The organism is Streptomyces phaeoluteigriseus, from assembly GCF_001896135.2.
Classification (GTDB): domain Bacteria; phylum Actinomycetota; class Actinomycetes; order Streptomycetales; family Streptomycetaceae; genus Streptomyces; species Streptomyces phaeoluteigriseus.
Window position 1 is genome coordinate 280,522 of record NZ_MPOH02000011.1, and the last position, 23,044, is coordinate 303,565.

The window sequence follows — 23,044 nt, forward strand, 5'->3', positions numbered from 1 at the left end:
TCGAGGGTCTACGGTATCGGGGCCCCTCCCTTGCCGAGTTTCCGCCCGACGTACGCGATGCGCAGGGTGCGCTCGTCGTGGAGCAGCCGGAAGTGCATACGGCCCGGCTTCGGCAGGAACTCGCAGTGCCAGTCGAACAGCTCCTGCTTACCGTCGTCCTCGGGGAACCAGCAGTAACGTCGGCGGGACTCGAACTCGGTGCGGACATAGGAACGCCACTGGGGCGAGATGGGCCGCTGTCGCGGGTCCCAGTCGCTGACGGCGTCCTGGAGTTCTCCAAGCCGCTCGCCCACCGGCCGCACCCATACCTCGGGGAGTTCGGCGAAGTGCTGCTCGGCCTGGCGGGTGAACTGGAGGAGCGGGAAGAGGTCCGACTTCAGGCCCCACAGTTCGGTGCCGGACCGCAGGCCTTCGACGGCCTTATGCCGGGCGGAGTCCGCTCCACGCCGGATCCACGGCAGGTGGGTGTCGACGTGCTCGGCGCGTGCGGCGTGCCGGACCTCGACCTCGGTGAGCGCCGAACCGCCGTCCTCGTCGTCGAGGAGTTCCTCCCGTTCGAGGGTGATCCGGTCCACGTCCCAGCGCATTTCCAGAGGCAGGGAGATACCGATTCCGCCCAGCTCATGCGCCCAGCCCAACCCTTCCACGGCCTCACCGCCGTGCCGGTATTCGAGGCCGGAGTAGGTCTCGCCTTCGGGAAAGACCGTCCTGAAAGGCGACTTGTCATCGAGTCCTTTCAGGAGCACCCGTGCATCCCTGTCGGTTCCCGGGGCGCCCATCCACTTACTGATCGAGTGTCCCCGAGCGAGTTCCAACACCAGCAGGCTGTCCGCGTGGGTGATCAGCGCCGTGCCCTTCCGGTCCGCACGGGCCATGGCGAGTACCGCCGCGACCATCTCGTTCATGGCACGGTTGACCCGGTCCGGGTCGGCTGTGATTCCGCAGGACCTCTCGTTCAGAAACAGGTGCGGCATGTGTCCCCCCTCCGCCACGATCCGTGCAGTGTCAGCCGATGAGCTGGTCGAGCGTGTTCTCGAACTCGTCGAAGAATCCGGCGGGCCACTGATCGAGCTTGCCGTCCGCGTTGACCTGCGGGCTGACGACCTCCACGCCGGTGCCGTCCCCACGGAAGTAGTGGAACACCGCCTGGCCGGGCGTGATCCGCCCCTTCTTCACCGCGAGCCGCACCCCGTTGACGACGTGGTCGCTGTGCGTCTCCATGATCACCTGGGCGCCCTGCGCGGCGGTCGCCGCGGCCAGCTCCGCCATCCGGGTCTGCCCCATCGGGTGGAGATGCGCCTCCGGGTTCTCCAGGAGAACCAGGGAGCCGGGCCGGGCGGTGAGGCAGGCGACCACGATCGGCAGGACGTAGGTGAGGCCGAATCCGACGTTACTGGGACGGCGCCGCTTGGTGGCGCCCAGCGAGCCCTGGAACCCGTACGAGAGGCTCACCGCATCGGCGCCCTTGATGGCCTCCGCCTCGATGTCCACGCCGGGGCAGAGATCGCCCATCCAGGCGGCGACCTGGTGGCGCAACTGGTCCGACTCGGCCCCCGGATGGCGCAACGGGCCCGCCGGAACCGTGTCACTGGCGTGGATGCGCAGGAAGTTGACGGTGTGTTCGCCGCGTACGCCGAGAAAGCCGCGCCCCATGACGGCGTGGTGGTCGCGCGGGTAGAACTCGGCGGGCGAGATCCGGTCTGCGTGCAGGTACTGGAAGGGAGCGGTGAGGAACGAGGGCGTCACGGCCTCGGGTCCGGTGGGGGCGGCGGCCCCCTCCGAGGTGAGCGGCGACTCCACGTCCCGCAGGGGCAGCAGGTTCTGCTCGGCCTCGTACGCGACGGTCCAGCTGTAGTGGTACGGCCCCTCGTCTACGCCGAGTCCGATCAGCGGCTCTTCCTCGGTGAAGTCCTCGTGCAGGACGTCGTCCCCGGTGCCGAGGCCGACGAGTTCGCCCTTGAGTAGGAAGCCCTGGTTGCCGACTTCGCCCAGGAATCCGGCCCGTCGCGCCTCGGGCAGGAGCCGGGAGACGTCGAGGTCACCCGCCTCGTATGACTGGCGCAGCAGCGCGATCGACTGGAGGACGCTGCTCTTGCCGGACGAGTTGAGTCCGGTGAGGAGGGTGAGAGGGCCCAGCGGCAGTGACGCGTCCTGGAACGCCTTGAAGTTGTGCAGCGTCAGACGGTCGATCACTGTTCGGCCACCCCTCGGAACAGTCCTGCCACGTACGTGAATCTGGTGCGGATCTTCGCCGGGCCTCCGGTGCCCACGGAGATCGACCGGTCGAAGTCCCAGTCGCCCATGAGCTCGACGAACCTGTCGATCACCTTCTCCCGAGACGCTACCAGCCTGTCCCTCTCCTGATCATCAAGTAGCGCGAGTTCGACGGAGATCGTCTCGAACAGCGCCTTGTTGATGGCGGGAGAACTGCGCTTCCCTCCACGCCACTTGCGGAAGGCATGGTCACCGAACAGGTCACGCGCGCACCGCATGGCCACCCGGAACTCCCGTGCCAGCTGTTCCCGGCGCTCGTCGGTGAGCGCGTTGACCTTGTGCATCGCGTCGATGAGGAACTTGTCGAAGTCCTTCTCCTCGTGCCTGGCCGGAATACTCTCGCGGAAGGCGAGGAAGCGGAGCACCATCTCCCGGTCGGCCATCCGTTCGTCGGACACGCTCCACCGGGTGGCCTCACCGAACGCCGGATCCTTGGCCAGGTCGGCGAGGAACGTCCGGACCGGCCCCCGCACCAGCGCGTGCCGCAGCTCCTGCGGCGTCAGAGGCGTGCCGCCGGTGTTGATCCGGGAGAACACGTTGTACTTGACGGCCTCCGGGGTGCCGTGCTGCAGAACGTGCACGGTGAGCTGGGTCTCGCGCAGCCGGATCTTCAGCCGCCCGGTCAGGTTCTGGTACGAGCTGCCGTTGAAGTCCCGCAAGTAGTCCAGGCCCCTCAGAACCAGCGGACGGAGGCCGGTGAGCCCAGGCTCCATGAACCGCGCGATGGCGGTGAGCCGCTGGACGCCGTCCACCACGGCCCACTTGTCCTCGTCGTCCTGGGCCATGTAGACGGTGGAGATCGGGATGCGCAGCAGCAGTGACTCGATCAGACGGCTCTGCGCGCGGTCGCTCCAGATACCGGCCCTGCGCTGGAAGTCCGGCGCGAGGTCGATCATGCCCTCCCTCAGCCGGGACAGCAGCAGGTCGACCGTGGTGCTTTCCGTCTGGATCCTGATGCTTTCGGGCCGGAACAGGGCAAAGCCGCCGTCGGAGTCGCCGAAGTCCCCGCCGTCCTCGTCCTCGTCGTCAGGGAGCTCCAGCTCCACGCCGGTCGGCCGGCCGTCAGACCCGATTTCGAGCGGCGCGCCCAGCGGCAGGAGGAGCGCGTCCGGCTCGTCGACGTCCCCCGCCACTGCGTACCTTCGGGCTCCTGCCTCCCGGTTCCGTCCGACGCCCCGGCCGTCGGCGCTGTCCTCCAGGTCCGTCATGGTCCCCGCTGCCTTCCGCCGCCGCTCGATGCCGTTCCCGACCCAGCCTATAGATGGGCCTTACGGCATGTCAGCGCGACGGTCCGGGCCGGTCAGCCCGGCAGGTCCAGTTCGGCGATGACCGTAGCGAGTCAGAAGCGGTACGGCGTGACCGGAGCGCGGGAGGTGGCCTGTGGTGGCCTACGAGAACACGGACGGCGGGGCGGGCGCGGGAAGCTGCGGCGAGCCCGGGGTCTCGGACAGTTTGCGCACCTTCGGCGCCGTCGTCCAGGCCTTACGGGAAAACGCGGGCCTCAGCCGCGAGGAGTTCGCCGACCTGGTCCGCTTCTCGAAGCACACGGTGGCCTCGGTCGAGCTGGGGCGCCGCATGCCCGACCGCGACTTCGTGGAGCGCGGGGAGGTGGCGACGGGCAACACCGGTGCTGTGCGGAAAGCCGAGCCGCATCTTACGCGGCAGGCGAGGCTGGCCAGTTGGTTCCGCCAGTGGGCGCGGCTGGAGGCCCAGGCGGTGACCCTGTGGACCTATGACTGCCGGGTGATTCCGGGCCTGTTGCAGACGGAGGCGTACGCGCGGGCGGTGACGGCTGCTGAAGCAACTTCGAGGAGCGCCATGAGCAGCATCGACGAACGGGCCTGGTTCAAGAGCAGCTACAGCGGTTCCAACGGTGACGACTGCGTCGAGGTGGCGCGGTGCACTCAGGCGACCCACGTCCGGGACTCCAAGAACCGGCAGGGCCCCGAACTCGCCCTCTCCCCCACCGCGTGGAACGACTTCGTCAACTACGCCGCCCAGAGCTGACCTTCACGCCCCGCCCCATGCCGGATCCGTCCGACACGGGGCGCTGTCGTTCACTCACTTTCCCTTGCCGTGGACCTCCTTGAGCCGTGCGGAAAAGTGGGCGTGCGCCTCGCGCATCTCGTCCTCGCGGTTGGCCTTGTAGAAGGGGGCGGCGTAGCCCTCGGGGGGCTCGGGGCGCTCCTTCTTCTGGTAGGCGAGGAGATGCTCGTAGTGGTCCTTGGTCTGGCCGAAGCCATAGGTGTAGCGGTTCCCCGCGATCTTGCGCTCGTTGGCGTCGAACCACGTCACGGCGTCGAAGTCCTGCATGATCGGGAACCGGGACTTGTACATGGCCACGAGGGCGTCAGCGCTCACGCTTAGCCAGACGGCGACCAGCGCGTCGATCTCCACGAGGGCCGCACGCCGCGACCGTTCGGTCCGCAGCGGGGTGTCCCGGGTCCACTCCGGGCCGACGGTGTGCAGCGGCTGGAGGTTCGTCCAGTCGCGTGCCCACGGTTCGTAGGCGGGCCAGGTGGGGTCGTACAACTCCTCCCAGAGATCTGCGTAGGCGCTGGTGAGGCAGTTGAGGCGGAGTGTGCGGAGGAGCAGGGCGGCAGCGAGAGGATGCTCCGCCTGGGGCGCAGGCATTCGACGGGCAGGCGCCTTCTGTAGGTGACCGATACCTGTCGTCCGGAGCAGGTAGTCAACAGGCAAACCGCTCCAGAAACCGGCAGTCAAGGCAGTGAGGCGAGTACTGCCTACCATCGCGCTCTGCACGGTGAGAATGTGCGCCACACCGGGGGGGATCAGCGCCGTGTAGAGGCTGCGCTCCGTGTCAGGTGCGATCATTTCGCGCCACGCCAATCGGTAGAACTCTGTATACGGCCTCCGCAACCGCCCCAGCAGCTCCCCCTCCACCTGCTTCTCGGTAACCTCGGCCAGCTCCACCCCGAACCGCCCCGCCGCAGCCCTCCGTGCGCGGGTCACCTCCCGTTCGGACGCCTTGAGCTGGTCCAAGGATCTGCCGTCGCTCCATACCTCCTGCCGAGCCCGGTACACCTCGGGTTTCGCGACGTACTTGTACTCCGACTCAGGCACGGCGTCGTCCGCAAGCATCAGCGGGTTGAGACCCAGAACCTCCCCAGCTCCCTGGCTCGGCTGCTTGAACATGGGGTTGGCCAGGCCGATCTGCGGGCCTTTGAGGATCACCTCGCGCCAGGAAGCTGGGCGCTGGATCACACCCGTGTCGTCGGGGGTGTTGTAGTCGATGAGGTCCTCCGCCTTGGCCTCGCTCTCGCCATAACCGCGGGAGATCTGCGGGTCGTACTCACCCAGCCGCAGCGAGTAGTCCGCCAGCGCCTCGATCGCCTGGGCCTCCGCCGTACTCACCGGTGACAGCAGACGGGCCTGGCGTACGGGCTGGGTCTCGTCGCCGGTGAGCTTCTGCCAGCGGGCGAGTGTGTCCTCATCCACGCGGACGATTCGCTTCCGGTGCGGGCGTTCGTCCCAGCTGTCGCCGTAGCGGACCCCTGGGTCGGGAGCCGTGCCGTCGTCGTCGGCCGACAGGCGCAGCGCGTCCACGGAGAAGAGCCAGGACAGGTGGTCGAAGCCGATCTCGCCCGCCTGCCCGTAGACGTGCACGCCGAAGTGGCTGGACCGGCCGACGGGCGGCGGAAAGAAGCGGTTTCCCGCGTTCACGAAATCTCCGTGCACCCGCAGCCTGCTGTACGCGGCCTCCCGCAGGCGCCCTTCTTTGTCACCACTGAAGTGGGAGTCGGGGTGGACCAGGCCCACGGAGCCGTTGCGCGCCGTGTGCTGCCAGGTCTGGCACATGAAGGCCCGGTACAGGTCCGGTTGGGTTCCCGTGAGCAGGGGGTACACCGGTCCTGAGCCCAGCATCTCGCCCATGCCGCTCGTCGAGGCGAGTTCGGCGAGCAGGTACGCGCGGGCGCGTGGCCGCTTCAGCAGTTCGTCGCGCCGCCGCGTGCGTTCCGCCTTGGTCGGCTTCTCGGTGAGCATGAACCACGGGTCGTGCTCGGCGAGGACCGGGTTCTCCTCCCACCTCGGCCGCACCCACGGCGGATTCCCCACCTGGAGGTCGAACCCGCCCCCCGGCCCCCGGAACACATGAGCAAAGTGCAGCTCCCAGTGGAAGAACCCGTGGCCGTCCTCGGCCTTTATGTCCTTCTCCGTGGTGCCTGCGATGTCCTCGACCGTGTTCAGCCACGGGTAGCGGAACGGCAGCAGCCGGGCCGGGCGCATGCCGAGGAAGCCCTCCAGGCGGTCCTCGACGTCGGCCAGCAACTCCAGCGCCTCGTCCGGACTGAGGTTCTCGATGCCTGAGAGCAGAGAGTTCTCAGGCATGTCGGCCTTGCCGAGGACGCTCTCCAGGAAGTCCAGCCAGTCGCCGAGGCTCTGGAGCGGGACGGTCGTGCGCTCCGGCGACCGGGCGACGGACTTGCGGCCCGGCGCGCTCCGCCCGGGCCCATGGTCGGCGCCCAGTTCCTCCTGCTCGCCGTCCGGGTCGTCGAACAGCCCGGTCGCCCGCCACACCTGATCCCCGGGAACCGGACCGGTCGGTGCCTCCGGCACTGCGGTCGGCCGGGGTCCGCGCAGCAGGCCCGCCACCGACGCCTCGTCGACCAGGGCGCCGCCCGTCCCGTACACCGGGTCGGTCCCGTCGAGTGCACCGACCTTGTCCAGCGGCCAGAACCACAGGGCGCACCACGCGTCCATGACGGTCTTCAGCCGCCAGTAGGGGGTGCCGTGCCGGGTCAGGTCGTCGAGGACCTTCTGCTTGTCCTCCGCCTCCGAGGACTGCTCCAGCCAGTCCGCGCCCCAGACGTCGATGCGGCGGGCGACGGCCCGCTCGGAGAGTTCCAGCCGGGTCGCGACGAGCGACCACAGGAACTCGGCGCGCCGGGCCACGCCCTGCAACCGGCCCAGTTCGGTCTTGTCGGCGGCCTTGAGCCACCGGTCGTAGCGCTTCTGCCGTGCCTCGGTGGTCTCCTCGCCGCGTTCTTGGAAGGGTTTCGGTCCCTTCGGCGCCCTCTGGACTCCCCTGCGCCACGCGCCGAGTGCCTTGGCCTCGTCCTCCGAGAGTCGCTTGGCCTCCGGCTCGCCCGCGACCGCGCCCCAGCCGATGGCGGGCAGCAGGAACTGGTGGACGGCGCCCTCGGGCAGTGGGCCCTCACGGAAAGGCAGGTCGGTCGGAGGGAGGGTGTACTTCTTCGCCAGCCAGCCTCCGCCCGTCAGAGCATCGGCCTTGTAGACCTTTCGGCTCGCGCCGATGAGGGAGTTGCCGCGCCGCAGGTGCAGGCCGAACCATGGAGCGCGCATGCCCGGGTGCATGGAGTTGAGCCAGAGGGAGACCTCCGCGAGTTCCACCGCCGTGGCGTTGAGGTCGACCCCGTAGGCGTTGTGCAGGGCGATGTACGCCTTGGCCTTCTGAAGCTCGATCTGCCGCAGCTCGGGGTCCACCCGGCGGCCCAGCTCGCGCTCGCGCCGCCGCAGATACTCGGCGGCCACCTGGTCGATGGCCTCGTTGAGGAACGCGCCCGAGCCGAGGGCGGGTTCGCAGATCTTCCAGTCGAGGAGTTCGCGGGCCTCGGTGACGGTGCCGTGCTGGTCGAGCCTGTGCATGAGGGCGAGTTCGACCGTGACCTCGGTGAGGGACTTCGGAGTGTAGTAGGAGGCGGAGGTCTGACGGTCGCGGCCGGCCAGGCGGTAGACGAACGTGCCCTCGTCGTGGACGACCCGCTCCAGGCGGCCGGTCTCGGGGTCCGTCCGCTGGACGAAGAATTTGTCGTCGTAGTCCTGGACGCGGTCGGCGGGGATCGTCCAGCTGCCGCCGGAGGGGTCGCCGCCCTTGGCGACCTCGTACAGCTTCTTCTCGGCGATGGAACCGGTGTAGGACATCAGGCCCTCGTACACCGCGCCGAGCTGGTTGATGCCGAGCTGGGCGTACGAGATGAAGCCGCCGCGCTCCCTGCCCCGGCCCTGGGTGAGCATCAGGCGGCGCAGCACCTTGTGCAGGGTCTCGTTGCGCAGCCGGGTGTCCAGGAACGGGCGGCGCTTCTCCCCCTCGCCGCCCCGGTACGCCGGGTTCTCGATACGGTCGTCGCCGATGAGGCGGACGGCGTCCTTGGTGAACAGTTCGGAGCGCAGGGCCTCGAAGCGCAGGCCCGCGCCGGTGCTGCGGGCGGCGGCGCGGCGGACGCGGTCGGCCTCGCGGACGCGTTCGGTGTGCTCGGCGCGGGTGAGTGAGCCGGCGGCGAGCAGCCGGTCCGCCTCGTGCTCCGCCTCGGCGGCCTCGCGGGCGGCGGCCTCGGCCTTCAGGTCCTCCGGCTCGGTGCCGTAGCGGCGGTGGCCGTTCTCGACCTTGTCGAAGAGCAGGTTCAGCGACTCGTAGAGGTGGAAGCCGCGCCGGGAGCGCTCGCCGACGAGGTCGCGCAGGACGAGGTCGCCGAGGCGCTGGAGGCCGTAGCCCTGCTCGTACTCGGGGTAGTCGGAGGGCAGGATGCCGAGCGCGGGGCTGGCCTCGGCGTAGAGGAGGAACAGGATGCGGTAGAGGTAGCGCAGGGACTCACGGCTCAGTTCCTTGGCGAGGCGGGCCGGGTCGTCGAGGTCGGCCGGGGCGACGCCGTTCTCCGGTTCGCGCAGGCGGGCCAGGACCTCGTTGGCGATCCACTCGACGCTCAGGCGCAGGCCCTCGCGCAGTTCGGTGGAGACACCGACGGCATGCTTACCGGAGTTGTCGACGAAGGCGGCCAGCGGCGCGGTGCCGCCCCCGGCGGGCACGCGCAGTGAGTCGGCGCCGAACAGAGCGGCCAGTGTGTCGAGTTCGCCGCCGTGGCGGTCGTCGCGGCGGTTGAGGGCCGCGTCGAGGTCAGCGGCCAGATAGCGGCCCTCGGGCCAGGCGAGGCGGTCGGCCAGGACGATGACGCCGCCGACCAGGAGGAGGACGTAGCGCGGCGGGGTGTCGCAGGCGAAGAGGAAGTCGGTGAGGGCCTTAGCGTCCTCGATCTCCAGCGACGCCTCCAGCTTCACGGGGTGCAGGAGTCGGCCGGCGCCGTCCGGGTCGAGGGCGGCGTCGGGCTCGGTGGTCCAGCCGCAGGAGACGGCGTACAGGCCGGGTTCGGCGTGGAGGACCTGGAGGCTGTACTCGTGGTCGGCGCGGTGGACGGTGACGGTCTGCTCGTGGGCGGCGGTGTGGCCGAGGGCGCGCAGAGTGTCCAGATGCAGTTCGGTGACCCGTTTCCGCCAGCCCGCGGGGACGGGCGCGTCGGGTTCGGCGAGGGCCTCCGCGTCCTGGGCGAGGGCGGCGCGGCCGGCGAAGTAGGGGCCGTGCAGGGCACGCAGTGTCTCGCGTGGCGTGCGGGCGCGCGGGGGGACCGCGGCGGGGTCGAGGCCCTGGCGTCTCGCCTCGGCGACGGCGTCGGCGTGGCGGCGGCGTTCCTCCTCCTCGAAGGCGGCCCAGCGGGTGAGGAGGCCGTCCTTGGCCTTGAGATCCTTGGGGAGGACCTCAGCGAGGTAGTGGGCCGAGAGGTAGTCGCCGTGATTGACGAGGGAGTCGTACGTCATGCTCGGTTCTCCGCCTGGGCTTCGGGGGCGGTCGGGGTGCCGGGGCGGTCGAGGACGGCCAGGACGCGCAGCAGGGGGCGGCCGGTGGTGTGCAACTGGTCCAGCAGCCGGGCCAGTTCGTCGGCGGTCTCCTCGACGAGGCGTTCACGACGGCCCGACAGGCCGGGCAGCAGGGAGTCGGTGCGCCACTGGGCGACGTGATCGCGGTATGTGGCGAGAGGTTCGCTGATCGTCTCCTCCCACTCGGCCTGCCCGGCGTCCAGGTGGGCGCGGGCGGCGGCGACGGCGGCCGGAACCAGGGCCTGGAGACGGTCCGGGTCGGCCGGCCCGCCGGTGCGGGCGAGCCTCGGGCCGACTTTCGCGTCGCGCAGCGCGTCCGCCATGGGGCGCACCTCGGGCGTGCCGTTTACGGCGCCTTCGGTGCCGAGGCCGGACACAGCCATCCAGCGCACTACGGTGGGGCGGCCCAGGGCGTTGGAGTGGATGCCCTGGACGAGGAAGACCGGGCCGTCGACGTGCGGGGTGGTGATGACCGGGGCCTCCTGCCGGCCGAACTCGACGAGGACCTTGTCCGTCAGCCACTCCACCACCGGGTGGATGTCGGTGAGGAAGGAGACCTCCGGCCACATGGTGGTGCTGCTGTCCCTGGCCTCGGTGAGCTTGCGCTGCGCGAGGGCGCGGTCGAAGGTGACCAGCATCCGCTCGGCGACCCGCTGCTCCTTCAGGTAGGACGGCGGCAGGGCTTTGAGGCGGTGGAGCAGGTCAGGGGCCATGGCCGGGGACAGCGAGAAGTACGCGCCGCCCTTGGCGTCGGCGCCGGACGACAGACCGACGAAATCCTCGGCGCGCTCCTCGTAGACCTCGTCGAGAGCAGTGGCGACGAAGGCGGCCGTGTCCCCCTCGAAGAGGGAGATCTGCTCGGCGCGTGCGGGCAGTTCCTGCTCGGTGACGGTGTCCACCTGGCCGAACAGGTCGGCGAGGGCGCTGTCGGCGTCCGGGTCGGGCTCCAGGAATTCCTCGACGCTGCCGCCTTTGACCAGTTCCCTGATGAGTCGGCGTTCCTCCTCCTCGGCCCGGTAGAAACCGGACACGGCCTCGGCGGTGCCGTCCAGTTTGTGGGCCTCCTCCTCGCGGCGGAGCAGCTTCTCCGCGACCGTGCGGTCGTCCTTGGCGCCGGGGACGGCCGAGGTGAGGATGAGCGCGCTGAACTGGGGCTCGTACTTCTGCCCGTACCGGTCGATACGGCCGTTGCGCTGCTCGATGCGGATCAGCGACCACGGGATGTCGTAGTGGATCAGGTGGTGGCACTGGCGGTGCAGGTTGACGCCCTCGGAGGCGACGTCGCCGGTGAACAGCAGCCGGACCGGGGTGTCGGCGAGGCCGAACGCCTCCAGGACGTCGCCCTGTTCGTCGTCGCTGAGGCCACCGTGCATCACGGCCACGGCCTTGGCCGTGCCGTCGGCCGCGACCGGGAAGCCGAGCCGGGCGGGGACGACCTGAGCGAGCCAGGTGAGGGTGCGGACGCGCTCGGAGAAGACCACCGCCCGGGTGGTGGACCGGGGGCCGACGCCGATCTCCTTCAACTGCCCGACCAACGCGTCGAGTTTGGCTGAGTCGCCGGGGGCGGTGCCGTCGCCCATGCCGGTGATGATCTCCCGCAGCCGGGCCAGGGCCGCCTGCTCGGGGGCGATGGCCGGGTCGGGGCGCAGCCCCTTCTCGCCGGCCTTGCGGACGCGGTCGGCGAGTGAGGCGACGCGCTTGTCGACCGTCTCGCCGAGAGCGACGTGGGAGGACAGGAACGTCTTCAGCAGCTGGTAGGCGAAGAGCTGCTCAGTGGCGACCGAGGTGCGGTCCTCGTCGGCCGTGCCGAACTCCGTGCTCGCCGGCGCGGCGGGCAGCCAGTGCTCGGTCAGCTCGGTGAAGATCCGCTCCTCCGCCTCGGTGGCGGCACAGTGGAGGGAGACGGTCGGGCCTCGGTCGGGCCACTCGGTGCCCATCTCGTCGCGCACCTCGGGGCTGATCTTGGTACGCCGGATGTAGAGGTGTCCGAGGTCCGCCTCGGGGTCGTAGTGGTCGCGGTCGGCGATGGCGGCCGGGTCGAGCAGGGAGATCAGGTCGGCGAAGGAGCGCTTGTCGCCGTTGTGCGGGGTCGCGCTGGCGAGCAGCAGGGCGTCGGTACGCGGGGCCAGAGTCTCGGCGAGGGCGCGGCGCTGACTGCCCGGGTTGATCAGGTTGTGGGACTCGTCGATGACGACGGCGTCCCAGCGGATGCGCTCCAGGTGGTGCCGGTACTGGCCGATGTTCTTGAGCGTGTCCACGGAGATGATCACGCGCTTGTAATGAGTGAACGGGTTCCGGCCCGCCGGGAGCTCGCGCTGGACGCGCTGGATGCCGAGCGAGTCGAGCCGCACGAGCGGGATCGAGAAACGGGTCCACAGTTCGTGCTGGAACTGTTCCAGGATGCTCTGCGGGGTCACGACCAGGATGCGCTCGCCCCGTCCGCGGCGGATGAGTTCCGCGAGGGTCAGGCCGATCTCCAGCGTCTTGCCGAGGCCCACGACGTCGGCGATCAGGACCCTGGGTCGGAGGTTGCGCATGGACAGGGCGAGCTCGGCCGGGCGCTGCTGGTAGACCAGCGGGTCCAGCAGGAAGCGGTCCGCGAGGGCGAGCCCCCGCTCCGACTGCGGCAACGGCGTCTTGCGCAGAACGGCTTCGAGGAACAGGCGGCTGCGCCGGAAGTACGAGGAGGTGTCGGGGACCAGTCGGGTCTTCTCCGGGTCGAGCAGTTCGACCGTGTCGATCCCGCTGAAGAAGACGGCTTCCTCGTCCCGCACGAACTCGGATACGCCGACCGCTTCGATCCGCTCACCGTCACGCTCGGTCGTGATGGTGTTGCGGACCAGCCACTCCTCGTCCCGTACAAGGATCTGCGCTCCCGGCGGGAACCGAGTCCCGTCTTGCGTCGCCCCCTGGTCGGTCACCCGCGGCCCCTTCGCCTTCCCGTTCCAACTGCAATCCCGTGGTCCTGCTGTCCAGCAGTCCTGCGACCGCAAGTCTGTCACGGTGGAGGAAGGGCTCGTACGGGCATCGGCGACGCGAACCGGCGCGGCTCAGAAGCGCGCCTCCCGCGCGTACCCTGCGCGGATCCGCTCAGCGATCTGGAGGGGGGTCGAGAGTCGGACGCCAGTGCTCCCACGGCTTCGGGACGAGCTCCCGTCCTGCCCGAGGACGGTCTCCCCGGGGACGGAGGGGCCAGCGCTCCCGGATTCCCCGCCGGGTTCGTCGTCGATGTCGGCGGGCTGCCCCGCCCCGGCCGGTACCGCCGTGACCGCCTGCTCGTCGTCCTCCACCGCCGCCGGGTCGACGGCGGTGGGCGTGTAGGCGGGGGCGTCGGCCCCCGGTGCGGGCCCGGGGGCGGCGCGGGGAGCTGTGGCACGACGATCTCGGGCGTGAGGTCGGTGAGGCGGTACTTGGCCTGGAGAGCGGTCAAGCCCTGGTCGTGGATGGCCCGTACGAGGCGCTTGATGACCTCGGGCAGAGCGGGCCGGGCACCGGGGTCCGGCGCGAGCATGTCTGTGACCAGGGGCCCGAGCTCCGGTGGCAAGTTCGTCAGGTCGGGAGGAGTCGCCGGGTCCTCGATCTTCAGAGCAACGGCCTGCCAGGTGGGTCCCTCGTACGGGTAGTGTCCGGTCGCGGCGAACAGCAGCACCGCGCCCAGCGCGTAGACGTCGGCGGACCGGTCCAGCTGGTGCTCGCCCCGGGCCTGCTCCGGCGGCATGCACAGCACGCTGCCGACGACGAAGCCGGTCGCCGTCAGGGTGGTGCGGCGCTCGGCGAGCACGGCGAGACCGAAGTCGATCACCTTGGGGCCGTACCGGGACAGCAGGATGTTCTGCGGCTTGAGGTCACGGTGGAGCAGCCCCGCGTCGTGCACGGTGCCGAGGCCCTCCGCCAGCAGCGCTCCGAGGCTGGCGGTCTCGGCGAGCGGGAGGGGGCCGTGCTCGGTGACGAAGGTGCGCAGATCCGGTCCGGGGACGTACTCCACGGCGAGCCAAGGCTGATCAGCGTCCGCATCGGCTCCCACGAAGGCCGCGACGAACGGCCCGTACACCGTGCGCAGGCTGTCCACTTCGGACAGGAAACGCGCGCGGGTGTCCTCGTCGAGGACGGAAGGCTTGATGACCTTCACGGCGGCCTGGTGGCCGGCCGCGGACTCACCGAGGAAAACCTGCCCCATGCCGCCGGCCCCGATCCGGCAGACGAGGGCGAAGCCCCCGATCTCCTTCGGGTCCTCGTCCCTCAGTGGTTCCACAATGCTGTGCCTCCCCCTTGTGGCCTGTACGCGCCGCTGCGGACGAGAGCCGAGCTGGACCGGAATCAGTGTATGCAAGGCCTGGGGTTTCCCTGCGCTGCTTACGTGACCAAGCCCCCCCCCGACAGGGGACTCGGCGGAACGCCGTTGTCCGCTTGTGCCCTCTGCTGTCTTGCCAACGAATTTCCTGGATCAGGCCAGCCGACTGTGGTGGTGATCGCTACGGTGTTAACCGCAGAGCGAAGAGGGGATCTCGATCCATGAGAGCAGACACAGTCGACCTGCGTCGGATCTTCGGCAGGGACATCCGTTACACGGTGCCGCTGTTCCAGAGGCCGTACGTGTGGAACCGGGACGACAACTGGTCAGCTCTGTGGGAGGACATTCGCCGCACCGTCGAGCGGGCAGAGCAGGCGGCCCTGACCGGCGATACGGTGGCTCCGCACTTTCTCGGCGCCGTTGTCTTCGGCGAGACGCCGTACCTTTCGTCAAGTCTGGAGACACGGCAGGTCATTGACGGCCAGCAGCGTCTCACAACTCTGCAGTTGTTCCTGTTCGCGGCCCGCCTGTCCGCAGCGGCTCTCAACCATGAGCGGTCCGTGCGGCTGCTGAGCAAGTTCCTGGAGAACGACGAGGACCTGTTCGACCGCGTCCAGCACCCTGATCACCTCTACAAGGTGTGGCCGACCAACGCGGACCGGGACGAATTCCGCACCGTCATGCGCGGTCAGGGCGGGGCAGGACGGTTCGCCGAAGCCATCACCTACTTCAAGCAGGAGATCGACGCTTGGCTGGCAGAAGCCGCCGAACCGGAGGAGCGGCTAGGGGCGCTGGTGCAGACCCTGCGGGAACAGTTACGCCTGGTCATCATCGATCTGGAAAAGCACGACGACGCTCAGGTCGTCTTCGAGACGCTGAACAGCCGCGGTACACCGCTGGAGCACGCGGATCTGATCAAGAACCTTCTGTTCCGTGACGCGGAACGCGCCGGCGCGGACATCGACCGGCTCTACAAAACGTACTGGGCTCCCTTCGACCAGGACGAATGGCGCACGGAACAGACGACCGGCCGCATCACGCGAAGCCGCCTCGACGTGTTCCTGACGTACTGGCTCACGATGCGAACACAGCGGGAGTTCACCGCCTCCGCCCTGTTCAAGGAGTTCGAGCGCTGGCTGCTCTCGGCTGCCGTCCCTACGGAGGAGGTCTTCGCCGAACTGGCGCGATACGCCGAGATCTACGACCTGATCGACGATTACCCGCAGCACGGCGTCGAGGGCCGGTTCCTCTACCGGATGAAAGTCTTTCAGACCTCCACTCCGATGCCCCTGCTTCTTCTCCTGTACGGCCTGGACGAGTCCGTGCTGCCCCCGGAGCGCCGTCGACGGGCGATCCGCGCCATCGACAGCTACCTCGTTCGCCGGGCGCTGCTCAATCTCAGCAACCGCGACCACAACAACGTCTTCCGTGACCTGGTCGCCGCTGCAGCCCGGCAGCCCGACCGCGCGGACGAGGCCGTCATCAAGGCCCTCTCGGCAATGCAGGGAGCCCACCGTCATTGGCCGAGCGACCATGAGTTCCGCGCTTCGTTGGAACAGGACCCCATCTACACCCGCCTGTACCGCCGCGGCGTACGCATCCTCCTGGAAGCGCTGGAGGACGAACTCCGCACCGACCACACCGAACAGCTCGTCGTCCCCCTCGGCGAGCAGGCGGGCGCGAAGTTGACCATCGAACACGTCATGCCGCAGAGCTGGCGCGACAACTGGCCGCCCCTCGAAAACGATCCATCCGAAGGCTCCGACCGCGACGAACTGGTCCACACCCTCGGCAACCTGACCCTGGTCACTGCCCGCCTGAACCCCACCTTGGGAAACATGGCCTGGGAAGACAAGCGGCAATGGCTCAGCAAGCACAGCCTGCTGCGTCTCACCCACGGCACCCTGCTCAGCGCACCACCGAACACCGACATCAGCGACTGGGCTGCCACCTGGGACGAGCACCGGATCCACGCACGTGGCTCCTACCTTGGCTCACTGTCTTTGAACATTTGGCCGCACGCCGATGGCCTACTCGCCGCTCCGGTTTCTGCCGACCGCGGCGACAAGTGAAGGTGGCGATGAGCACGTGGCGGGTTGATCATCCTGCCACGCGCAATAGCCGCTACTAACCTCCGCTGTTCAGCGGAACGTGAGCTGACGCCCTGACCGGCGAAACGAAGAAGAAGCCCAACGCCACCACAGTCTCCACGGTCACCCAGACCGTAACCGCTGCGCCGCAGAAGGTACAGCAGCCTTCATACAAGACGTCGACGGGCCGTGGACCATCTGTGGACCGGATAGGCATAATCGAGCCTCCGTGAGGCCATGAACAGCGGTTATTCATGGACCCGAAACGGCCTCCGGAGCCGTGTGCCATTCGGCCCGGCCGCCGAAGGGTTGGTCGACTGCACTGCGCCCGGTCGGCGATATGTGATCAGCTTGGGGCGTGGAGACCATTATCGCCAGCGGCATAGCCGTCCTGGGAACCCTGCTTGGTGCGGGGATCACCCTGGCATTTCAGCAGCGCACCGCCGACAGGAGCCACCAGTTCACCCGCCGCGAGAAGCTTCGGCAGGAGCGACTCGACGCCTACTCCGCCTACGCCGGAGCACTCATCAACTACCGCCGCTGCCTGGTACACCTCTGGTTCTGCGAACATGAACAACCACCACCCGAGGACCCCGGCGTGGTGCGGGTCCGCGCATACGACCTGCGCTCCAACGCCCAAGAAGCCCTCTTCCGGGTGCAGATGCTCACCAATGACGAGGCCTTGAGCGAAGCGGCAGAAGCCGTACTTGCGGACATCACAGCGCTGCCCAAGACGGACAGCAGGACCGAGCTGGACCAGCGCAGGGTAAAGACCCGCGACGACATCAGCCGACTGGTCAGAGCGTCCAAGCACCATCTCTGATGCGCCTTCCAACGCGTCTGCACGCACAGTCGGTCCGTCAGAGCCGTGCGCCGGGCAGGCTGCACCACAAACGCACCAGATCGAGCGGGGAACAGCGGGGAAACACGGTGGAAGCGGTCCAGCCTGAGGAGACTGCAACCAGGGCATTCTCCCAGGTCATTACCCGGATAGCCCGCAAAATGCTCCCAGCTTCCCAAGCTGAGGGCTCACGGTCAGCCATCACGGCTCAATGGCGTGGGCAGGCTTCCGCCTTCGCCCGAACAAGCCCCGGCCCAACCAAGCTCGCTTCACCCAGCTTCGCGAAAGTCCCCTGCTCTTGTGTTCAGGCGTATACGATCCGTCACAGGCGTCGAGGGGGGACCATGGTAGCCAGCGACAACACCATGTCGGGGAAGACCTGGATCGGTAAAAGCCGGCACACCTTCTGCGTCAACACGGCCCGGCACTTCGAAGCGCAGCAGCGCAAGGCACTCGAGAACGGCAACAGCGAGGCCGCCGAACAGTACCGGCTCTGGGGACTTGGGTTCCTCCACGAGACAGCGGAAATCATCTCGGGAAAGCCGAAGCGGATCGTCTCCGACACGGAGGCAGCACGGCTACGGGCGGCCGAGGACGAGGCAAAGCAGGCGGCCGCCGACGCGGAACACCTGGCCGCGCTGAAGAAGAAGCTTGGTATCACGCCTCGTGCGAACGGCTCCGCATACCGCCCCTTCCGCGGCGGCCTTCCCACGCTCGGCAAGGACCGTTGACGCTCAGGTGGGTACGAGGATGTGCCGGGTCCGCTCCAGAGCAGGAGTGGGACATCAGGCGCCCAGCCAGTGAGTGTCTAACTGCGTGACAACACCGACGAACAACGGCGGACGAGCGCGGACGACTGCGGACTATCTGCGCAGGTGAACAGCACACCAGCCCAAGGCAGTGCCCTCACCCAAGTTGCTTCGGGACGAAGAAGTCCTTGCCCGAAGATTCGTCACCACGGTTCCGCCGTCGCGGCTTGCTCTGACGGACGACATCGAGCAGCGTGGCTGAGGCGGTGGGAGGGCAGCGAGGCACGCGCGCCTGATCCGTTGACGCACCCACCACGGTGGCTGACTGTCGTCGGCTGAGGTCGCACGAATTACTTAACGGCTCCGGTCAGTTCGACGGTGTGAAGCCGGCGGACTGGTCGAGGTGGAATGCGGAGCCCGGAGCCGTCGGATTCCAGCCCGCTCGCAGCGCGAGCCGAACAGCCGCAGCAACACCGGACGGCAGTACAGGCTCAGCCTCACGACCGATCCAGTTGCTCGGATGCGGCTGGTCGGTGGTAACCACGAGCGTCATACCCGGGGCGTCCGCATGCTCGACCGCGAACGAGCACGGTGACCAGGCCAAGCCCTGGAAGTACGTCGGCCTGCCTCGCAGCCGCCAGCGGTAGACCGTGCCGTCGACAACGATCCGTCGGGATCCCTTGCCGACCAGTGCCATGACGCCCCCTTCAACAGCCACGATGCTAGCGAATCCGGCCCCGCCGTCCGTCTCCTTCAGCACCGTTCACGACCATTCAGACAGGGCCGGAGGCGGTGGCCACTCTCACGGTCGGTCGCCCATGAACGCAGGTGAACGGCCCCGTCCGAGTCGCTCAAGACCACCACCACAGTTGGAAAGCGTGTTGGCCACAATGTCGCCACTGCCACGACTCGCGACTGTCGCGGCGAGAGCCCGAACGCGCAGCTGGTGGGTATGCGTGACAAGGGGTTGCGCACCTGTGGTGCCTCTGGTGCTATCACCTTCCCAGCGAGGTGACACGAACGGGCAAAACGTCGCCCGTCTCGGATCGACACCCATATCATCCTCAAATGACCGACACAGCCGGGGCATTCGCTGTCGCCGCACTCAGCTTGGCCGTGTCCACGGTGTCACTGAGTTGGCAAGTCGCTAGCCACTTCTTGAGCGGCGCCCGGGTGCGTTGCGAACTATCGATCGCGATCCATGACGATGGAGATCCCGTCCCGTCCATCGCCTCGGAGGTTGTCGATCGCACTACAACGGACCTTCAACACATCCAAGGCATACAGTTCGAATCGTACGTGCACGATGCATTCAGTGTGGTGGTACGCAACACTGGGCGTGGACCCGTGAGCGTACGTGTGCCATGCATATCCGCCAGACGTCACTCCTACTGGGGCGGCAGGCCCACTCGCGTTCGAGCGGTCGACTTCACGATGCACGGGAACGTCTGCCGCCTGGAGCCTGGCGAGGCGAAGACATGGCTTTTGCCCATGTGGGAGATCATCGACACGATCCGCGCTTCCCGTCCCGGCGAGCCTCTGACCTGCCGGGCAGCAGTCCTCCTTGGCACCGGCCGGTGGGTGAAGGGCACCCGAGCCAACTCATGGCGTGTCCCGGCAGGGGTGACAAGCCTCAGACGCTAGACGTGCGCTTGGAGCCCTTGCCCGGTGCCGTGGCTGTTCCGTTGACATCCAAGGCTGACATCAACGACCCCGGACGGCGGCGGCACATAGCAGCCACGTGTGGCACCAGTGCACGAGGCAGGCCCCGCCTTTGGACAGGGGCAGATCGAACTCCTAAAGCGGTGGTCGGGCCGCCGTGGACTGCCTATGAATAGACCCCACTCGGTCAAACAAACCTGAACGCGACAGGAACTCCGTCCAAAACAGTATGGGGTTTTAAACCGGCCGTCACAGCTTCCCTTCCTGATCAACGACACCGCAGCATGGCTGAGGTTAGTCGGGGTGCGGCGAGGCACACGCGTGCGTGGTCGGTCGACGCGTCCGCCGTCGTGGCTGGCTGTCGTCGGCTGAGGTTCAAGCCTTCGGAGAAGGGTGGCCTTCTCTGCTCCGGTGCCCGCAGTCTCAGCGGTAGCCGGCATAACGCGGCGGGGAGGGGAGCCGAATCTTGCTCAGGCTCCCCTCCCCGGTTGAAGCGGAGGGTCATCGGTGGCTGGCGTTGCTTGCGGCCGCTGCTTCAGTAGCGGTGCGGTTCGCTCACCCCCAGGAGGTGACCGCGGCTGGTTGCTACGCGGAGCACGTCCCGGAGAGTCCCGATCAGTTCCCCGGTCAACCGGCGTAGGTCCTCCGAGTCCGCGTCCTGGCCGTCGAGGGTCTCCGAGGCGTGCTCCAACAGGGCTGCCGCCGTGGCGAGTTGTTCCTCTTCGATGTTGTCCGCCAGGCGGGACATGTAGCCGCCTTTGTCATCCGTGCTCAGGTAGCAGGGCTTGCCCTCCGGGCCCGACCACGGGAGCAGGCGCAGTTCGTTCCGTGCTGTCATCCTGGCGTCTGCCTCTCGTCGGGCATGTGGTGGGTGGTGAAGACTGCGTCCGCCCGATCCCCTGGGAAGACCAGAAGGGCCGCCTCGACCACTCGGCCGGTGAGGTCAGTCGCGACGCGCGTGATCGCCAGAACTGGCGCGGCGGAGTTGGTTCGCAGGGTCGATGACTCGTCCCGCGTCGGCGGGCGGGCGCATACCGTTTCCCTGACAGCAGCCGGCGGAGAGCCAAGTACGGCGAACCTCTTGACCGCCTCCGGGTACGAGGACTCGTCGTCGAGCACTCCGGCCGGCGCCAGGTCGCGCGGGATGTAGATACGGGCCAGTCCGTGCGGTGACTGCCCCTCGTGGCTGACACAGAAGAACTCCGCGAGAGGGCTGCCCGTCGGCACCCTCAGCAAGGTCGTCAGGTGTCCGTCGGCTTGGACCGTAGCGGTGCGAACGGTGACGCGTAGAGCCGCTTCGGCGGCGGTCCACGGGTCTAGCGTCCCCCAGCCTCCGACGTACATGATCCGTCTGAGAGGGCGGCGGACGAAGTTGCCCTTGCCGTGGATCTTCTTGACGAGGCCCTCGCCCTGGAGCACCGCGAGGGCACTCCGGAGCGTCTGCGTACTGACCTTGTAGCGGTCGGCCAAGCCGGTTTCGGACGGGAGTCGTTCGCCGGGCTTGAGGTGGCCGGTCGTGATCTGGTGGCGGAGATCGTCGGCGATGTCGTGATGGCGAGGAGGCACGGACCGGGTCACCGCCGCCTCATCATCCGCACGGCAACGAGCCGGGTTCGCGTGTGTATGGTCAGCAACTCGCCCGAGTCGAAGAGGATTTGCTTCGCGCCCTGGGAAAGTTGGAAGAGGTCTTGCACTCGGCAGGCCCTGCCTCCGAGTTGGATGATGTCGCCGCGTTGCACGGTGGCCGCGGTCACCTCGACGTTGGATGCCAGCGTGCCGCCTGGTGCCCACTCCCTCACCGCTGCACCTCCGAGGGCGCCGTCTGGCCGGACATCGAATGACACGAGCAGTCGCACGCCTCGTTGACCACCGGGAGGTCGTCCGGCGCCGAGACCGGGGAGGACTCCGCGCAGGCGTGGTGGGTGCCGATCCGGCACGCAGTCGATCGGTAGGGGACGGCCGAGGCGTCCGTGATGCGGGTCTGTCGACGGGGATGCATCAGTGGACCCCCACCAGAACCGACCACGCGTCGGCCGGCAGATAGGGAGCGACGACCACTTCGCGCGTTCTCACACGCTTCTCCCAGGCCAGTACGTACGGGCGGACGAGCGCGATGTCCTCACCCCTGAGCATTTGCCGGTGGTTCACATCGTCGAAGGCGCATCGGCGGTCGGCCGCGTCCTGTCCGGAGGCAGGGAGGAGGCGGGGGCGGCCGACAGCCCGGAGGCCGTTAACGGGCGGCGGTGCCTGCCCCTAGGGAAGTGCCGCTCTCTGGTGAGCCAGACGGCACGGCGGATACGGTTGAGCACGCTGATCAGCTCCTATCGCTGATGGCTCGGTCCCCCGACATCGCCCGTCGTGGGGACGTTTTGCGTACGACCGCCCAGAGGGTGCGGCCGTTCATGCTGGTGGCCAAGAGTCCGAATCGATCGGCCTCCGCCACTACGTCCAGGACCTCCCGCCATAACCCGGCGGAGATCGCGTCCGGCACCTCCGCTTCGACCGACGTATGCCGGGGGTGTTCCTCCACTCGCGTGAGGAGCCCGAGGGCGGACAGCCGGGCGGCGAGGGTCGCCGCGCTAACTCCCGAAGCGGGCACAGGGCAGCCTCCGTCACCAGCGATCACTTTGAGTGAAGCTAGTTAACTATATTAGAGCTAGTGGACTAGATTTTCCATATGCCTGAGCAGCCGCCCTATCTCCGCATCGCCGACGAACTCCGGCGGCGGATCGCGGAGCACGTGTGGGAGCCGGGAGACCGCCTGCCCTCCCGCGCCCAGATCGGCGAAGAGTGCGGCGTGGGCGAGAACGTCGTGCGCCGGGCGCAGGAGTTGCTGATCTCCCAGGGTGTGTTGGAGGGCCGCGCCGGATCGGGCACGTACGTCGCCGAGCCGCGGCAGCGCGTGCGGGTGGTCCGTTCCTCGGCGCGCGAGCAGCCCAACGGGTCGCCCTTCCGTGCGGACATGAAGGCCGTCGGCAGGCAAGGGGACTGGGAGAGCCGGACCGACGCCAAGGTGCCGGCGCCGGCGGAAATCGCGGCACGGCTGGGCATCGCCGAGGGCGAGCTGTGCGTCCGTACGACGTACGAGTTCCTGGCGGACGGCAGGCCCGTGCAGCTGTCGACGAGTTGGGAGCCGTACGACCTCACGGCCGGCACGCTCGTCGTCCTCCCCGAGGGAGGGCCGCACGCCGGGGCGGGCGTCGTGAACCGCATGGCCGCGATCGGCATCACCGTCGGCCACGCCGTGGAGCAGCCGGAGCCGCGGCAGGCGACCGCCGAGGAGGCGTCGCTACTTGGCATCCAGAAGGCCGCTCTTGTCACGCACATTCGGCGGACGTACTACAGCGACGAGGGGCGGCCCGTGGAGACGGCGGACATCGTGGTGCCCGCCGCTCACTGCGAGATCGTCTACGAGATTCCGATCAACCGTCCATAGCGGCCGGCCTGCGGGATCCGGGGAAGCAGGTCTGCGGGTGCCGCACCTACCTTTGGCGCCGGATGTACCAAC

Annotated in this window: 15 protein-coding genes and 3 pseudogenes; 6 read left to right on the plus strand and 12 right to left on the minus strand. The window is 68.3% G+C overall.

All coding sequences use genetic code 11. The features are described 5' to 3' along the window. Positions 1 to 8: 8 nt before the first annotated feature. From BM536_RS12380 to BM536_RS12390, 3 genes are read right to left on the minus strand one after another with little or no spacing between them, the layout of a single operon-like run. A complete protein-coding gene (locus tag BM536_RS12380; protein WP_073490840.1) occupies positions 9 to 974 on the minus strand; it encodes a hypothetical protein in 966 nt (321 codons plus the stop codon). A gap of 31 nt (positions 975 to 1,005) precedes the next feature. Next, on the minus strand, positions 1,006 to 2,193 hold the full coding sequence (locus BM536_RS12385; protein WP_069769918.1) for an AAA family ATPase: 1,188 nt from the start codon (positions 2,191 to 2,193) through the stop codon (positions 1,006 to 1,008). Next, positions 2,190 to 3,482: a DUF262 domain-containing protein gene (locus BM536_RS12390; protein WP_079274848.1), complete on the minus strand. Its 1,293-nt coding sequence runs from the start codon at positions 3,480 to 3,482 to the stop codon at positions 2,190 to 2,192. The genes BM536_RS12385 and BM536_RS12390 overlap by 4 nt, the downstream gene beginning before the upstream one ends. 175 nt (positions 3,483 to 3,657) lie before the next feature. Between BM536_RS12390 and BM536_RS12395 the strand changes: the two are divergent. After that, positions 3,658 to 4,089, plus strand: a pseudogene (locus tag BM536_RS12395) (helix-turn-helix domain-containing protein); the annotation flags it as partial. 36 nt (positions 4,090 to 4,125) lie between these two features. Further along, positions 4,126 to 4,281, plus strand: a pseudogene (locus BM536_RS42740) (DUF397 domain-containing protein); the annotation flags it as partial. Between the two features lie 54 nt (positions 4,282 to 4,335). On the opposite strand, the gene BM536_RS12400 reads toward BM536_RS42740, so the two are convergent. The 3 genes from BM536_RS12400 to BM536_RS12410 all read right to left on the minus strand — a co-directional run bounded on the left by BM536_RS12400 (position 4,336) and on the right by BM536_RS12410 (position 14,155). Next, on the minus strand, positions 4,336 to 9,843 hold the full coding sequence (locus BM536_RS12400) for a DNA methyltransferase family protein (protein WP_094102926.1): 5,508 nt from the start codon (positions 9,841 to 9,843) through the stop codon (positions 4,336 to 4,338). After that, the gene (locus BM536_RS12405; protein ID WP_094102927.1) at positions 9,840 to 12,824 is read right to left on the minus strand and encodes an SNF2-related protein; all 2,985 of its coding nucleotides are present in this window, start codon (positions 12,822 to 12,824) and stop codon (positions 9,840 to 9,842) included. The genes BM536_RS12400 and BM536_RS12405 overlap by 4 nt, the downstream gene beginning before the upstream one ends. A gap of 77 nt (positions 12,825 to 12,901) precedes the next feature. Then, the gene (locus BM536_RS12410; RefSeq protein WP_245873465.1) at positions 12,902 to 14,155 is read right to left on the minus strand and encodes a serine/threonine-protein kinase; all 1,254 of its coding nucleotides are present in this window, start codon (positions 14,153 to 14,155) and stop codon (positions 12,902 to 12,904) included. Positions 14,156 to 14,415: 260 nt separating this feature from the next. On the opposite strand from BM536_RS12410, the gene BM536_RS12415 reads away from it, so the two are divergent. From BM536_RS12415 to BM536_RS12425, 3 genes are all read left to right on the plus strand, one after another. After that, positions 14,416 to 16,266 (plus strand): DUF262 domain-containing protein, encoded by a 1,851-nt coding sequence (locus tag BM536_RS12415; protein WP_073490829.1) that lies wholly within the window; start codon positions 14,416 to 14,418, stop codon positions 16,264 to 16,266. Between the two features lie 376 nt (positions 16,267 to 16,642). Continuing rightward, positions 16,643 to 17,107, plus strand: a complete 465-nt coding sequence (locus tag BM536_RS12420) for a hypothetical protein (RefSeq protein WP_073490827.1) — start codon at positions 16,643 to 16,645, stop codon at positions 17,105 to 17,107. Positions 17,108 to 17,469: 362 nt separating this feature from the next. After that, positions 17,470 to 17,856: a hypothetical protein gene (locus BM536_RS12425; RefSeq protein ID WP_073490825.1), complete on the plus strand. Its 387-nt coding sequence runs from the start codon at positions 17,470 to 17,472 to the stop codon at positions 17,854 to 17,856. Between the two features lie 385 nt (positions 17,857 to 18,241). Here the strand turns inward: BM536_RS12425 and BM536_RS12430 are convergent, their stop codons facing one another. The 6 genes and pseudogenes from BM536_RS12430 to BM536_RS42750 all read right to left on the minus strand — a co-directional run bounded on the left by BM536_RS12430 (position 18,242) and on the right by BM536_RS42750 (position 22,135). Beyond that, the gene (locus tag BM536_RS12430) at positions 18,242 to 18,571 is read right to left on the minus strand and encodes a hypothetical protein (protein WP_073490823.1); all 330 of its coding nucleotides are present in this window, start codon (positions 18,569 to 18,571) and stop codon (positions 18,242 to 18,244) included. A 1,500-nt stretch (positions 18,572 to 20,071) separates the two neighbouring features. After that, positions 20,072 to 20,374 carry a hypothetical protein gene (locus BM536_RS12435; protein ID WP_073490820.1) on the minus strand — a complete coding sequence of 101 codons (303 nt, stop codon included), beginning with the start codon at positions 20,372 to 20,374 and terminating at the stop codon, positions 20,072 to 20,074. Further along, the gene (locus BM536_RS12440; RefSeq protein WP_073490818.1) at positions 20,371 to 21,114 is read right to left on the minus strand and encodes a GntR family transcriptional regulator; all 744 of its coding nucleotides are present in this window, start codon (positions 21,112 to 21,114) and stop codon (positions 20,371 to 20,373) included. Before BM536_RS12440 ends, BM536_RS12435 begins: the two co-directional genes overlap by 4 nt. After that, entirely contained in the window at positions 21,111 to 21,335 is a 225-nt protein-coding gene (locus BM536_RS42745; RefSeq protein WP_094102928.1) for a hypothetical protein, read from the minus strand. Before BM536_RS42745 ends, BM536_RS12440 begins: the two co-directional genes overlap by 4 nt. A gap of 199 nt (positions 21,336 to 21,534) precedes the next feature. After that, complete coding sequence (locus tag BM536_RS43970) at positions 21,535 to 21,669, minus strand: hypothetical protein (protein ID WP_281258566.1); 135 nt, start codon at positions 21,667 to 21,669, stop codon at positions 21,535 to 21,537. A gap of 188 nt (positions 21,670 to 21,857) precedes the next feature. Further along, positions 21,858 to 22,135, minus strand: a pseudogene (locus tag BM536_RS42750) (hypothetical protein). Between the two features lie 78 nt (positions 22,136 to 22,213). Between BM536_RS42750 and BM536_RS12465 the strand changes: the two are divergent. Then, a complete protein-coding gene (locus tag BM536_RS12465) occupies positions 22,214 to 22,972 on the plus strand; it encodes a GntR family transcriptional regulator (protein ID WP_073490812.1) in 759 nt (252 codons plus the stop codon). The last annotated feature ends 72 nt before the right edge of the window (positions 22,973 to 23,044 follow it).